A 13,389-nucleotide genomic window follows, 5' to 3' on the forward strand; every position below is an offset into this window, starting at 1 on the left:
ATGGCGCGTTTTCACTGTCCCCTGCCCTTGTCCATCGGTTTGGTGTTGGACTTGCCCGCCACGGCCGCCCGTCATGTGCAAGTGTTGCGCATGCAACCTGGCCACACGCTGACCTTGTTCAATGGCGACGGTGGTGAGTACATCGCCGAGGTCGAACACATGGGCCGCAGCGATGTGCGCGTGGTCGTGCGCGAGCACTTGGCGCTGGAGCGCGAGGCGCCCCAACGCGTGCACTTGGCCGTCGGCATGCCTGCCAACGAACGCATGGACTGGTTGGTTGAAAAAGCCACCGAACTCGGCGTGCACCGCATCACCCCGCTGATGACCGAACGCAGCGTGATTCGCTTAACCGGCGAACGCGCCGAGAAAAAACAAGCCCATTGGCAAGCCGTTGCGGCCAGCGCGTGCGAGCAATGTGGGCGCAACCGCGTGCCTGTGATTGATGTGCCCGAGCGTTTGGACACATGGCTGGCGCGTCAAATGGCTGGCGCACAACAAACGACGACGGCACCAAGCGATGCCGCGCAGGTCGGCGACGTCACCGTGCACGCCGTGCTGTCGTTGCATGCCAGCACGCAGCCGCTGAATGCACTTATGCAAGCGCTGATGCAAGCGCAGCAGGCTTCCCATGCGGCCCATGAAAATGCTGCCGCATTGGCAACGCTGGCCGAGATGCCTGCCTCGGCCGCGCCCAAAACTTGGGTGTTGCTCAACGGCCCAGAAGGTGGCCTGACCGACGCAGAAGACGCAGCGGCCCGCGCCAAAGGCTTTGCGGCCGTGACTTTGGGTAACCGCGTGTTGCGCGCCGAAACGGCTGCGTTGGCTGCATTGGCCATGCTTACCTTGGTTTGAGTGCTTGGTGTAGCCCAAGCGTTTTCAGCGTTCAGCTCACCCCAACCAAGCGCGTAAATCGGCAAACACTTGATCGACCGCTGGGTCGTTGAAGATCTCGTGATACATCGCTTTGTAGCAATGCGCCGTCACGAGGTGTGAGGGCGCCGCCTGTGCAAAAACCGCGCTGCCTTCGGGACGCACCAAGCGGTCTTGACCGGCGTACAGCAGCAAGGTTGGCATGTGCCACTGTGCCGCATGGGCCAAGGTGGCCGCGCCTTGGTCGACGATCCATGCGCCTAAGGCCGGAGAAATTTTGCGATGCACCAAGGGGTCGTTTTTGTAGGCTTGCACCGCTTGCGCGTCTCGTGCGATCCACGTGGCGTCGAGTCCGTTGTCGACGCACAGCTGCGGTGCCACATGGGGCAAGGTGGCGAGCAGCAGCTTTTGAATCCAGTTGGTGTCCGTGCTCAAAGCGGGAGAGGACATGACCAACCCGTCCACGGGGCGCAATTGCTCTGCCACGGCACGCGCCACCACCAAACCCCCCATGCTGTGGCCCAACAAGATCAGACGGTGTGTGGGCTGCGGTGTTGACGCACGCACGTGGTCGATCACGCGGGCCAAGTCGTCCAGCAGACGATGCGGTGTGGGCAAGGTGCCGCGTGCGCCGCTGGACAAGCCGTGGCCGTAGTGGTCATAGCCGCGCACATGAAAGCCCCAAGCATTGAGTTGTGCTGCGACGTGGGCATAGCGTCCCATGTGTTCGCCCAAACCGTGGACCAGTAAGACCGTGCCACGCGTGTGCGCGGTGGATGGGTGGTCTGGCAAGTCCCAGTGGTACATCGCCAACTGTTGGTCGGCAGCACCTAGCGTGGACAACACGGAAGCGTTCATGGCATGGCTGCCATCACCTGCGCCACGGCTGCGGTGAGCTTCGTGGCAAACGGCACATGCAAAAACTCGTTGGGGCCGTGTGCGTTGCTCTTAGGGCCGAGCACGCCGCACACCATCATTTGCGCTTTGGGAAAGCCTTGACTCAGCATGTTCATCAGCGGGATGGTGCCGCCTTGGCCAATCGTGGCGCAAGGCGCGCCGAAGTGGGCCAAGCTGGCGGCGTCTAGCGCTTGTTCAAACCACGGGGCGGAGGTGGGTGCGTTCCAGCCGTTGGCCGAGCCTTCGGCGTGGAAGGTGACGTTGGCTTGGTACGGGGCGTTGTCTTCCAGCAAGGCCTTGAGGTTTTGCACGGCTTGCGCCGCGTCAACCAGCGGCGGCAAGCGCAGGCTGAGCTTGAACGCGGTGGAGGGGCGCAGCACGTTGCCCGCGTCTTTGAAGGCCGGCAGGCCTTCGGCGCCGGTTACGCTCAGGGTAGGGGCCCAAGTGCGCTGCAGCAGGGCTTGCAGCGGGTCTTGCGTCATCGGCAAGGTGACCAAGTTGGCACCCCCGCAATCGTGGTGGGCCCATGGAAAGCGTTTGTATAACTCGTCGCCCAAGAGGGCGGCAGTGGCTTGCGCTTGGCGCAAGCGGTCGGCGGGCACTTCAACGTGAAACTGTGCGGGCAGCAAGCGGCCTGTGGCGCTGTCTTCTAGGCGGTCGAGCACTTGGCGCATGATGCGAAAGCTCGACGGCACCACGCCCGAGGCGTCGCCCGAATGCACGCCTTCGCTGAGCACTTCCACTTTCAACACACCGCTGGCCATGCCGCGCAAACTGGTGGTGAGCCACAGCTGGTCGTAGTTGCCCGCGCCGCTGTCGAGGCACATCACCAAGCCGACATTGCCCAAGCGCGTGCGCAAGGCGTCGACGTAGGGCAGCAAGTCGTAAGAGCCCGATTCTTCGCAGGTTTCGATCAAGCCCACGATGCGCGGGTGCGGTGTGTTTTGCGCTTTCAGGGCTTGGATGGCCGCGATGCTGGCGTAGATGGCGTAGCCGTCGTCTGCGCCGCCGCGGCCGTAGAGCTTGCCGTCTTCGAACTTCGGCGTCCAAGGGCCGAGGTCGTTGCGCCATCCGCTGAATTCGGGTTGCTTGTCGAGGTGGCCGTACATCAGCACCGTCTCGCTTTGTGCGTCGCTGGGCCGTGTGGCGGCGACTTCAAAGAACAACACGGGCGTGCGGCCGGGCAAACGGATCACCTCCAGCGTCAGCCCCGCCACCTTTTGTGCCAACACCCAATCGGCGGCGCGTTGCACCACGTGGTCGATGTGGCCGTGCTGCGCCCAGTCGGCGTCAAACGCGGGTGACTTGGCGGGAATGGCGATGTAGTCGGTGAGTTGCGAGACGATGTCGCTGTCCCAAGCACGGGATACATGGGCGAGCAGTTCGTGGCTGACGGGCGCGTTCATGGGGTGATCAATCCAAAGAAATGCGCGCGTAATCGGCCACGGTTTTCCACTGCGCAGTGTCAGCTTGCATGAAGCCCGCCAGACCTTTGCTGTCAAGCCAGCTGGGCTCAGCCCCTTGTTTTTGCAAGGCGGCCATGACCTCGGGTTGTTTGGCGATGCGCTCTAAGGCCTGCTCGATGCGCGCTTGCACCGCTGCAGGCATGCCTGCTGGCGCAGCCAAGCCAAACCAAGCGCTCACTTGGTATCCAGCAATACCCGCTTCAGCCATGGTGGGAACTTGAGGCAAGACGCTGCTGCGTTGAGGTGTGGTGACCGCCAAGGCTTTGAGCCTACCCGCTTGAATTTGTCCAAGCGCGGAGGGCAAGTTGTCGAACATCATGTCGACCTCGTTGGCCATCAGTGCCGTGATGGCGGCTGCAGCACCTCGGTAAGGTATGTGGGTAATGAAGAGGCCATTTTTACTTTTGTAGAGCTCGGCACTCAGATGTAGTGATGTTCCCTGGCCGTTGGACGCATAGTTGAGTTGACCAGGACGCGCTTTGATGCGCGCACTCAAATCAGCTACCGATTGAATGCCTGATGCTGGGTTGACCAACAGCACATTGGGCACTCGGCCCAACAAACCCAAGGGTGCGATTTGCTCGGGCTGGTAGGGAAGTTTTTTGTAGAGCGCAGGGTTGATGGTCAGCGGAGGCGACGCCATCAACAAGGTGTAACCATCTGCGCTGGCGCGTGCGGCTTCTCCCGCGCCTAAGTTACCGCCAGCGCCCGGCTTGTTGTCAATGACCACGGGTTGACCTAGTTCTTGGGACAACCGTGGGCCAATCAGACGCGCCATGTTGTCAATCAAACCGCCTGGGGGAAATGGCACCACCAACCGGATGGGGCGTGTTGGCCAAGATTGTGCCCACGCACTTTGGCTCGATAGGGCGAGGGGTAAGAGGCCTAAGGTAGCCCGTTGAAGCCACTGTCTGCGTTGCATGGTTTGTCTCCGTGTTGTCAAAGTATCAGGCGAATGGTTGAAATTTAAATACAGCAGTGCTTGCCAAAGCGTTGGGCCACATGCGGACTTCGCGGCCATTTTGCAGACCGAATTTATCCAGCACTTGGAGCTTGTTTTTGTGTGCCAAGTCAGCAAAGTCCGCAAAGGTACCCACGCGGATGTTGGGCGTGTCGTACCACTGGTAGGGCAGGCGTTTGGTGACGGGCATGCGGCCTTGCAAAATGCTCAGGCGGTTGGGCCAGTGTGCAAAGTTGGGGAATGCCACGATGCCAGTTTTGCCCACGCGTGCGGTTTCACGCAGCATGGTTTCTGCGTTGCGCAAGTGTTGCAAAGTGTCGATTTGCAGCACCACGTCAAACGATTGGTCTGCAAACACGCTCAAACCTAAGTCGAGGTTGAGTTGCAGCACATTCACACCGCGCTGCACGCAGGCGTGCACATTGGTGTCGTCCAGCTCCACACCGTAGCCGGTGCAGGCTTTGTGTTGTTGCAGGTGGGCCAGCAAGGCGCCGTCGCCGCAGCCGAGGTCGAGGACGCGGCTGCCGTGGGGCACCAGCGCGGCGATGGCCAGCAAGTTGTCGTGTGTCATGCTGCACCTCCGGTGTGCGTGGTCAAGGCGGGCAACTCACCGCTGATGCGCGCGAAGTACGAGCGCACCACATTCATGTAACGGGCGTCATCCAGCAGGAACGCATCGTGGCCGTGTGGCGCGTTGATTTCGGCGTAGCTCACGTCGCGCTGGTTGTCGAGCAAGGCACGCACCATTTCGCGGCTGCGCTCGGGGGAGAAGCGCCAATCGGTGGTGAAGCTCACGAGCAAAAACTTGGCTTGAGTGCGCGCAAAGGCGGCTGACAAATTGCCACCGTAGGTGCGTGCGGGGTCGAAGTAATCTAGGGCGCGTGTGATGAGCAAATAGGTGTTGGCGTCAAAGTACTCGCTGAACTTGTCGCCTTGGTAGCGCAGGTAGCTTTCGATTTGAAACTCCACGTCTTGCGTGGAGTACTTGTAGCCCGTGGCGCTGCCCACTTGCGGCTCGCGCAACTCACGACCGAACTTCTCGTTCATCACATCGTCGCTGAGGTACGTAATGTGGCCCACCATGCGGGCGATGCGCAAACCGCGTTGCGGCACAACGCCGTGCTCATAAAAGTGGCCGCCATGAAAGTCGGGGTCTGTCACGATGGCGCGACGGGCCACTTCGTTGAACGCGATGTTCTCTGCGGTGAGGTTGGGCGCGCTGGCCACCACCACGGCGTGACGCACACGCTCGGGGTGTTGCAGCGTCCAGCTCAGGGCTTGCATGCCGCCCAAGCTGCCGCCTAACACGGCGGCGAGTTGCTGGATGCCCAAACGGTCGAGCAACAAGGCTTGGGCATTCACCCAGTCTTCCACGGTGACCACGGGAAAGTCCGCGCCGTAGACCTTGCCCGTGTCTGGGTTCGTGTGCATGGGGCCGGTGGAGCCAAAGCAAGAGCCGAGGTTGTTGACGCCAATCACAAAGAAGTGGTTCGTGTCCACGGGCTTGCCGGGGCCAATCATGTTGTCCCACCAGCCTTCGCTTTTGTCTTGACCTTCATAGACGCCCGCCACATGGTGCGAGGCGTTGAGGGCGTGGCACACCAGCACCGCGTTGGAGCGGTCGGCGTTCAAGGTGCCGTAGGTTTCATAGGCCAGGGTGTAGTCGCGCAGGCTGGCGCCACTTTGCAGGGGCAGCACTTGTGCGAAGTGCATGGCCTGTGGGGTGGCGATCAGCGGCGTGCTGTCGGGGGCGGCATTCAAAGACATGCGTTCACTCTTGTTGGTTCACCTGGATTACTCACCCACGGGGCGCAGGTGTTTGCCTGCAATGCCAGCCAGTTCAAACATGGTCACTTGAGGCTTGCCGAACACGGTTAAGAGTTTGGCATCGGCATTGATGGCGCGCTTGTTGGTGGCGTCTTGCAAGCCGTTGGCCTTGATGTAGTCCCACAGCTTTTTGATGACTTCGGTGCGGGCCACGGCCTCGTTGCCAATCACGGCGGCGAGGTCGGCGCTTGGCAAATAGCCTGCGGTGACTTTGCGGGGTGCTTTTTCTTTGGCCACTTTGACCGGCTTTTCAGCTTTGGCTTTGGTGGCTTTCGCAGGCACTTTTTTGCCAGCGGCTTTGATCAGCGCGTTGGTGGTGGGCGTTTTGCCACCTTTGGGTGGGTATTTGCTGGTGCGTGGCTCGAAGGCGAAGTTGACTTTGCCAGCCTCGGCGTCCCACTGCAAAAACGCTTTGAACGCACGGCGCGTGCGCATGGACACAAACTTGTCGAGCAAGTCGGTTTTGCCTTCGCTCAAGAGCTTTTGCATTTGCTCCACCGCGACGGGTTGCTGCAAGATGATCTTGCCGCTCTTGAAGTCGCAGCTCGGCGTGGCCTGCGCGTGTGTGGGCACGGCTTTGCTGCACACGTAGTTGCTGCCGTGCTCGTGCACGGGGCTGCCGCACTTGGGGCAGTTGCCCAAACTGGGCGCATCGCCAAACTCCACGATCTCGCCGGACTCGCCATTTTTGTCATCGCCAAAGTCGAATTCGAGTTTCCAGTTTTGGTCTTCTTCGCTGTACTTGAGCGCGATTTCAGCAGTGAATGGCCAGCCCGCTTTGGAGCGGAAGCCTTCCAAAGGGCCAATCTTTTTGTCGGTCAAGAACTGCTCGACTTCGGCCGCGTCAAAGGTGCGCCCACCTGGGATTTTGCTGATCGAGAAACCGCAGCCTGTGCCGTTTTCGCCCGAGTCAGACGCGGCGCCGTCTTGGCCCACGCAAGCGTAGCGGCGGTAGTTTTCTTTCACCACGCCGCCGCACTTGGGGCATGGGGTTTTGAGGGTGGCGTAGTCACCGGGGATGGTGTCGCGGTCAAACTCTTTGGCCTTCTTGACGATGTGCTCGGTCATCTCGGCAATCTCGCGCATGAAGGCTTCGCGGCTCAGTTGGCCGTGTTCCATGAGCGAGAGTTTGTGTTCCCAGCCGCCGGTGAGTTCGGGTTTGGACAACTCTTCGACGCCCAAGCCGCGCAGCAGCGTGAACAGCTGAAAGGCTTTGGCCGTGGGGATCATCTCGCGGCCATCGCGTAGCAAGTACTTTTCGTTGATCAAGCCTTCAATGATGGACGCGCGTGTGGCGGGCGTGCCCAAGCCTTTTTCTTGCATGGCTTCGCGGAACTCGTCGTCTTCCACCAACTTGCCTGCGCCTTCCATCGCGCCCAGCAAGGTGGCTTCGCTGTAGCGTGCGGGAGGGCGAGTTTTCAAGCCCTTGGCGTCGGCCGATTCGTTCTTGGCGGATTCGCCCGTTTTCAAGGCCACGAGGGTCTTGCCATCTTCTTCGTTGTCGGAGGCTTCTTGCGCGGCGTCTTTGCCGTACACCGCCATCCAACCGGCGTTGACCAACACTTTGCCTTCGGTGCGGAAGTTCTGGTCTTTGCCTGCGGCTTTGACGGTGCTGATGCGCGTGGTCACCATGTATTCAGCGCTGGGGAAGAACACGGCCAAGAAGCGGCGCACCACCAAGTCGTACAACTTTTGCTCGGCGTCAGACAAACCGCTGGGGGCTTGCAAGGTCGGGATGATCGCAAAGTGATCGCTGACCTTTTTGTTGTCAAACACGCGGGGCAGTTTGCGCACGTAGTTGTTGTTCAAGCCGACCAAGGCATGGGGTGCCAAGTGCTTCATCTCGCTGTCAGCCAGCATCTCGAAAGTTTGCTTGACCACGGGCACGTAGTCTTCAGGCAAATGGCGTGAGTCGGTACGCGGGTAGGTCAGTGCTTTGTGGCGCTCGTACAAGCTTTGCGCCAAGGCCAAGGTGGTTTTGGCGGAGAAGCCAAAGCGGCCGTTGGCTTCGCGTTGCAGCGAGGTCAAGTCAAACAAGCCGGGGCTGGCTTTGGTGGTGGGTTTGCTCTCTTCGGTGACGGTGGCGAGTTGGTTGCGCACCGCATCGGCAATGGCCAAAGCTTCGGCTTCGCTCCACACGCGGTCGTGTTTTTTCTCGGCGTCTTCCGCGTCTTTTTTGTGCTCGGGGTTGAACCACTTGGCGGGGTAGCTGCCGGCTTCGACTTTGAACGACGCGTGAATTTCCCAGAAGTCACGGCTGATGAACTTGCGAATTTGCTCTTCGCGCTCCACCACCACCGACAGCGTGGGTGTTTGCACGCGGCCCACGGTGGTCAAGAAGAAGCCCCCTTCGCGCGAGTTGAACGCGGTCAAGGCGCGCGTGCCGTTGATGCCCACCAGCCAGTCGGCTTCGGAGCGGCTGCGTGCCGCATCGGCCAGGCCTTGCATTTGTTTTTCGCTGCGCAAGGAATCGAACCCATCGCGAATCGCTTGTGGCGTCATCGATTGCAACCACAGGCGTCTGACGGGTTTGTCGAGGGGTTTTTTGCCGCCTGCGTATTGCTCGATCAAGCGGAAGATCAGTTCACCTTCGCGGCCCGCGTCACAGGCGTTGATGAGGGCGGTCACGTCTTTGCGTTTGGCCAGCTTCACGACGGCGTTCAAACGGGTTTTGGTTTTCTCGACGGGCTTCAAATCGAAGTACGGCGGAATGACGGGCAGGTTGGCAAAGCTCCACTTGCCGCGCTTGACGTCGAACTCTTCGGGCGCTTGGATTTCGACCAAGTGGCCCACGGCACTGGACACCACATAGGTGTCGCTCTCAAAGTGATCGTCATGTTTCTCGAACTTGCCAGCCACAGGCGTGAGTGCGCGCACGATGTCTTGCGCGACCGAAGGTTTTTCGGCGATCACGAGGGTTTTACTCATTTCAAAGTTCCTTAGAAAACTCACCACTACAATTTGCGTCTCTCGCGTGCGCACGCGCGCCCACGGGCGCACACGCACACATGCGTATGTATTTAAGTTAACAGAAAAAAATCCGTGTCCACAAAAGCCCCTGCCCCTATTTCCGGTCGACGTATTCAAACTCGCCGTTCCGGCGTGCATGGCAAGGGCGTGTTTGCGGTGAGCGATTTTGCGCAGGGCGAAACCATCATTGAATATGTGGGCGAGATCATCACATGGCCAGAAGCGCTGCGCCGCCACCCCCACGACCCGCAAGACCCCCACCACACGTTTTACTTTCACATCGACGAAGGCCATGTGATTGACGCCAAGTACGGCGGCAACTCCTCGCGTTGGATCAACCACTCGTGCAAGCCCAATTGCGAGCCCGACGAGGTGAACGGCCGCATCTTCATCAAAGCTAAGCGAAATATCTTGGCCGGCGAAGAACTCAATTACGACTACGGTTTGGTGATTGACGAGCCGATGACCGACAAACTCAAAGCCGAGTACCCCTGCTGGTGTGGCGCTAAGAAGTGCCGTGGCACTTTGCTGGCGTCGTCGGCTGAACTGTCCGCACCGCCCAAGGCAGCGAAGGCCCCCAAGGCCCGCTCTGCGAAAAAGCGCTGAGTGCGCATGCCCAAGCCCTCCGCGCCCCTGATTTGGCCTGCTGAAGACCTGTGGCTGGCTCTGGTGGCCTTGCTGCCAGGCTTGACGGTGGAGGTCCTGCCCGAGATCGACTCCACCAACACGGAACTGATGCGCCGCGCCCGCGCAAGGCAAACCGACCCTGTGTTGCTGGTGGCTGAAGCACAAACTGCGGGTCGTGGCCGTTTGGGGCGTGCTTGGCATGGCGAAGTGGGCAGCGCCCTGACTTTTTCACTGGGCCTACCCTTGGCGCCCGCCGATTGGTCGGGCTTGTCGCTGGCGGTGGGTTTGTCTTTGGCGCGCAGCTTAGACCCGCAGGGCGACTTGGGCGTGCGTCTGAAGTGGCCCAACGACTTGTGGGTGGCCCGTCCGGGCACACCGCAGGGCTGGGGCAAGTTGGCGGGCATCTTGATTGAAACGGCGGTGTCGACGGGGCAGGCGAGTGCGCAGTCTGCGGCACCTGTAGCGCACGCAGCTTGGGGCGCCGTGCCGGTTGAACCGCGTTTGTCGTCGCGTTACTGCGTGGTGGGTGTGGGCATCAACATCGCGCCGCCCCAAGCCGAAGGGCTGTCGACGGCGCCATTGGGCCTGCAAGACTTGCAAACGGGCATCACCGCCCCCGAGGCCTTGGCCAAGGTGGCGACGCCCTTGCTGGCTACTTTGTTGGCGTTTGAGCGCGGTGGTTTTGCCCCTTTGCAAAACGCCTTCAACGCCCGCGACGCCTTGCACGACATGCGCGTCACCTTGAGCGATGGCCGCACGGGCATGGCGCGGGGTGTTGACGCTTCAGGGGCTTTGTTGGTGGACACTGCGCAAGGGCAAGAGGCCATCACCAGTTCAGAGGTCAGCGTGCGGCCTAGCGCGTCGACGTGAACGTGTTTTGATGAACCCATTTTTCGGCGCAGCTCTATGAAAAACAATTCTTTTTGGCGCAATACCGCTTGGGTACTTCTCGCGGTCAATGTGTTTTTTGGACTCTGGAGCCAAGACGGTTTGCGCGTGTTGGGCTGGGGCCCCAAGGTCGTTCAAGAGCCTCAGCGCGAGCAAGACCAAGTGGATGTGGAATTGCTCACACTGAAACCCAAGGCGCCTTAAGCCACCACGGGCTGGCGAATCAAGTGGTCAAAGGCTGACAAAGCCGCCTTCGCACCCTCGCCCGCCGCAATGATGATTTGCTTGTAGGGCACAGTCGTGCAGTCACCCGCCGCAAACACGCCGGGCATGCTGGTGTGGCCTTTGGCATCCACCACGATTTCACCAAACTTGCTCAGCTCCAAGCTGCCTTTCAAGAACTCGGTGTTGGGCACCAAGCCGATTTGCACGAACACACCTTCGAGTGGGACGTGGTGCACAGTTTCAGTGGCGCGATCTTTGTAGCTCAGGCCATTGACCTTGCCGCCTTCGCCTGTGATCTCAGTGGTTTGGGCGTTGGCATGAATGGTCACGTTGGGCAAGCTCTTGAGCTTGTTGACCAATACGGCATCGGCTTTGAGTTGGTCGGCAAATTCAATCAAGGTCACGTGTTCGACGATGCCTGCCAAATCAATGGCGGCTTCCACGCCAGAGTTGCCGCCGCCGATCACCGACACGCGCTTGCCTTTGAACAAGGGGCCGTCGCAGTGCGGGCAGTAGGCCACGCCTTTGTTTTTGTACTCGGCTTCGCCGGGCACATTCACATTGCGCCAACGCGCGCCCGTGGACAAGATCACGCTCTTGGCTTTGAGCACGCCGCCGTTTTCTAAGTGCACCTCGGTCATGCCGCCAGTTTGTTCGGCAGACACAATTTTGCTGGCGCGTTGCATGGCCATGATGTCCACGCCGTAGTGCTGCACTTGCGCTTCGAGGTCAGCGGCGAGTTTGGGGCCGTTGGTCTCTAACACCGAGATGTAGTTTTCAATCGACATGGTGTCGTTCAGCTGACCGCCAAAACGCTCAGCGGCAATGCCCACGCGGATGCCTTTGCGCGCTGCATACACAGCGGCGGCCGCACCGGCTGGGCCACCGCCCACGATCAACACGTCGTAAGGGGCTTTCTCGCTCATCTTGGCTGCGTCGCGGGCTGCTGCGTTGGTGTCGAGCTTGGCCACGATTTCCTCCACGCTCATGCGGCCAGAGCCGAACACTTGGCCGTTCAAGAACACCATGGGCACCGCCATGATTTGGCGCTCTTCCACTTCCTTCTGGAACGCGCCGCCTTCGATCACCACGGTCTTGACCTTGGGGTTGACGATGGCCATGAGCGAGAGGGCTTGCACCACGTCTGGGCAGTTGTGGCAGCTCAGAGACATGTAGACCTCAAAGTTGAAGTCGCCCCCATCAGCAGGAGCTAAGCCTTTGATGCTGTCAATTACCTCTTGTTCCACCTTGGGTGGGTGGCCGCCGGTCCACAACAGGGCCAACACCAAAGAGGTGAACTCATGGCCGAGTGGCAAGCCTGCAAAGCGCACGCCTTGGGCTTCATTCTCACGAGCCACCACGAAGGACGGCTTGCGTGCATCCGTGCCCGAGGTGTCGAGCGTGACTTTGTCAGACAAACCGACGATGGTGTTGAGCAGCTCGCCCATGTCTTTGCCGGTTTCGCTGTCGTCGAGTGAGGCGATCAGGCGGATCGGCTGGCGCAGCAGTGCAAGGTATTGCTGAAGTTGGGCTTTGAGTGCGTCGTCGAGCATGGTGTTCTCCTATTTCAGGGTGCAAAAACCCTAGGCCATGCGCCGCTGGGCGCTGACCTTGGTGGTGAATCGGGGTGGGGTTCGTTGGGTGCAGCGCACGTTGGTTTTTGCCAAATGCGCTGGGCTCAACGCCCTGCGGTCGCAGGGTTGGGCTGAAGTCTGCCCAGCGTGAGCGGGGCAGATATCGCGGGCAAAAATTAGATCTTGCCGACCAAGTCGATGGAAGGAGCCAAAGTCTTCGCGCCTTCTTTCCACTTCGCTGGGCACACTTGGCCTGGGTTGGCGGCTGTGTACTGAGCAGCCGTCAACTTGCGCAGGGTTTCAGACACGTCACGCGCGATTTCGTTGGAATGCACTTCCATGGTCTTGATCATGCCTTCTGGGTTGATCACGAAGGTGCCGCGCAAAGCCAGGCCGTCTTCTTCGATGTGCACGCCAAATGCGCGAGTCAGCTTGTGTGTGGGGTCGCCGATCAATGGGAACTTGGCTTTGCCAACGGCTGGCGAAGTCTCGTGCCACACTTTGTGCGAGAAGTGGGTGTCGGTTGTCACGATGTACACCTCAGCGCCGGCCTTTTGGAACGCAGCGTAGTTGTCAGCAGCGTCTTCGATTTCTGTGGGGCAGTTGAAAGTGAAAGCGGCTGGCATGAAGATGAACACGTTCCACTTGCCCTTGAGGGTGGCTTCGGTCACTTCGATGAACTTGCCGTTGTGGAAAGCTTGGTTTTTGAACGGTTGAACTTGGGTGTTGATCAGGGACATGTGGATTCCTTTGAAGAGTTGTTAAAAACTATCGAATGAGTCGAACTCATTGAGGTCAATGTTAGCCAAGAAACCACCGCTTGGTGATTGTTTGTCTCAATGAGACCGATTGAGACAGCCTTGCGCAAGACCATGCCCATGTCATCACTTGGTCAAAATTAATTTGCCAAAACGCGTGGTTTGTAGGCGATAAATCTCGCCCAAATGTACGATTTCCAGCATGCGCTGCCCACCCATCAGCGTTGCGCTGTCCACGCGCAGGGGGCCCTTGGACGTCGTGGCTGGCGTGGGTTGTGCGGCGGCGCTGGTTGAGAGCATGGGTGCGTTTGTGCGGGGTGTCATTG

Annotated in this window: 13 protein-coding genes; 4 read left to right on the forward strand and 9 right to left on the reverse strand. The window is 59.8% G+C overall.

Annotation, left to right across the window (positions count from 1 at the left end; genetic code table 11):
- Complete coding sequence (locus C5F52_RS08810) at positions 1–852, forward strand: 16S rRNA (uracil(1498)-N(3))-methyltransferase (protein WP_104797984.1); 852 nt, start codon at positions 1–3, stop codon at positions 850–852.
- A 36-nt stretch (positions 853–888) separates the two neighbouring features.
- Here C5F52_RS08810 and C5F52_RS08815 read toward each other — a convergent pair whose 3' ends face one another.
- From C5F52_RS08815 to C5F52_RS08840, 6 genes are all read right to left on the reverse strand, one after another.
- A complete protein-coding gene (locus C5F52_RS08815) occupies positions 889–1,728 on the reverse strand; it encodes an alpha/beta hydrolase (protein ID WP_104797985.1) in 840 nt (279 codons plus the stop codon).
- Positions 1,725–3,173 (reverse strand): M20 family metallopeptidase, encoded by a 1,449-nt coding sequence (locus tag C5F52_RS08820; RefSeq protein WP_104797986.1) that lies wholly within the window; start codon positions 3,171–3,173, stop codon positions 1,725–1,727. Before C5F52_RS08820 ends, C5F52_RS08815 begins: the two co-directional genes overlap by 4 nt.
- Positions 3,174–3,180: 7 nt before the next feature.
- The gene (locus C5F52_RS08825) at positions 3,181–4,044 is read right to left on the reverse strand and encodes a tripartite tricarboxylate transporter substrate binding protein (protein ID WP_236657791.1); all 864 of its coding nucleotides are present in this window, start codon (positions 4,042–4,044) and stop codon (positions 3,181–3,183) included.
- Positions 4,045–4,180: 136 nt separating this feature from the next.
- Positions 4,181–4,765 (reverse strand): methionine biosynthesis protein MetW, encoded by a 585-nt coding sequence (metW, locus tag C5F52_RS08830; protein ID WP_104797988.1) that lies wholly within the window; start codon positions 4,763–4,765, stop codon positions 4,181–4,183.
- Positions 4,762–5,961 (reverse strand): homoserine O-acetyltransferase, encoded by a 1,200-nt coding sequence (locus C5F52_RS08835; protein ID WP_104797989.1) that lies wholly within the window; start codon positions 5,959–5,961, stop codon positions 4,762–4,764. The genes metW and C5F52_RS08835 overlap by 4 nt, the downstream gene beginning before the upstream one ends.
- A gap of 27 nt (positions 5,962–5,988) precedes the next feature.
- A complete protein-coding gene (locus tag C5F52_RS08840) occupies positions 5,989–8,949 on the reverse strand; it encodes a DNA topoisomerase III (RefSeq protein ID WP_104797990.1) in 2,961 nt (986 codons plus the stop codon).
- Between the two features lie 114 nt (positions 8,950–9,063).
- Between C5F52_RS08840 and C5F52_RS08845 the strand changes: the two genes are divergently transcribed.
- From C5F52_RS08845 to C5F52_RS08855, 3 genes are read left to right on the forward strand one after another with little or no spacing between them, the layout of a single operon-like run.
- On the forward strand, positions 9,064–9,597 hold the full coding sequence (locus C5F52_RS08845) for an SET domain-containing protein (protein ID WP_104797991.1): 534 nt from the start codon (positions 9,064–9,066) through the stop codon (positions 9,595–9,597).
- Positions 9,598–9,603: 6 nt separating this feature from the next.
- Positions 9,604–10,488 (forward strand): biotin--[acetyl-CoA-carboxylase] ligase, encoded by an 885-nt coding sequence (locus C5F52_RS08850; protein ID WP_104798169.1) that lies wholly within the window; start codon positions 9,604–9,606, stop codon positions 10,486–10,488.
- 36 nt (positions 10,489–10,524) lie between these two features.
- Positions 10,525–10,710, forward strand: coding sequence for a hypothetical protein (locus C5F52_RS08855; RefSeq protein ID WP_104797992.1), 186 nt, complete (start codon positions 10,525–10,527; stop codon positions 10,708–10,710).
- On the opposite strand, the gene ahpF is transcribed toward C5F52_RS08855, so the two are convergent.
- The 3 genes from ahpF to hemP form a co-directional block, all read right to left on the reverse strand.
- Positions 10,707–12,284 carry an alkyl hydroperoxide reductase subunit F gene (gene ahpF / locus C5F52_RS08860; RefSeq protein WP_104797993.1) on the reverse strand — a complete coding sequence of 526 codons (1,578 nt, stop codon included), beginning with the start codon at positions 12,282–12,284 and terminating at the stop codon, positions 10,707–10,709. The two genes, C5F52_RS08855 and ahpF, sit on opposite strands and share 4 nt — an antisense overlap.
- A 197-nt stretch (positions 12,285–12,481) precedes the next feature.
- Positions 12,482–13,045: an alkyl hydroperoxide reductase subunit C gene (gene ahpC / locus C5F52_RS08865; protein WP_104797994.1), complete on the reverse strand. Its 564-nt coding sequence runs from the start codon at positions 13,043–13,045 to the stop codon at positions 12,482–12,484.
- A 144-nt stretch (positions 13,046–13,189) separates the two neighbouring features.
- Positions 13,190–13,387: a hemin uptake protein HemP gene (hemP, locus tag C5F52_RS08870; protein ID WP_104797995.1), complete on the reverse strand. Its 198-nt coding sequence runs from the start codon at positions 13,385–13,387 to the stop codon at positions 13,190–13,192.
- Positions 13,388–13,389: the final 2 nt, after the last annotated feature.

Source organism: Limnohabitans sp. TS-CS-82 (genome assembly GCF_002943475.1).

Coding starts and splice junctions, on each gene's coding strand:
- C5F52_RS08810 (WP_104797984.1), top strand. CDS start 1: ATGGCGCGTTTTCACTGTCCCCTGCCCTTGTCCATCGGTTTGGTGTTG.
- C5F52_RS08815 (WP_104797985.1), bottom strand. CDS start 1,728: ATGAACGCTTCCGTGTTGTCCACGCTAGGTGCTGCCGACCAACAGTTG.
- C5F52_RS08820 (WP_104797986.1), bottom strand. CDS start 3,173: ATGAACGCGCCCGTCAGCCACGAACTGCTCGCCCATGTATCCCGTGCT.
- metW (WP_104797988.1), bottom strand. CDS start 4,765: ATGACACACGACAACTTGCTGGCCATCGCCGCGCTGGTGCCCCACGGC.
- C5F52_RS08835 (WP_104797989.1), bottom strand. CDS start 5,961: ATGTCTTTGAATGCCGCCCCCGACAGCACGCCGCTGATCGCCACCCCA.
- C5F52_RS08840 (WP_104797990.1), bottom strand. CDS start 8,949: ATGAGTAAAACCCTCGTGATCGCCGAAAAACCTTCGGTCGCGCAAGAC.
- C5F52_RS08850 (WP_104798169.1), top strand. CDS start 9,604: ATGCCCAAGCCCTCCGCGCCCCTGATTTGGCCTGCTGAAGACCTGTGG.
- C5F52_RS08855 (WP_104797992.1), top strand. CDS start 10,525: ATGAAAAACAATTCTTTTTGGCGCAATACCGCTTGGGTACTTCTCGCG.
- ahpF (WP_104797993.1), bottom strand. CDS start 12,284: ATGCTCGACGACGCACTCAAAGCCCAACTTCAGCAATACCTTGCACTG.
- ahpC (WP_104797994.1), bottom strand. CDS start 13,045: ATGTCCCTGATCAACACCCAAGTTCAACCGTTCAAAAACCAAGCTTTC.
- hemP (WP_104797995.1), bottom strand. CDS start 13,387: ATGACACCCCGCACAAACGCACCCATGCTCTCAACCAGCGCCGCCGCA.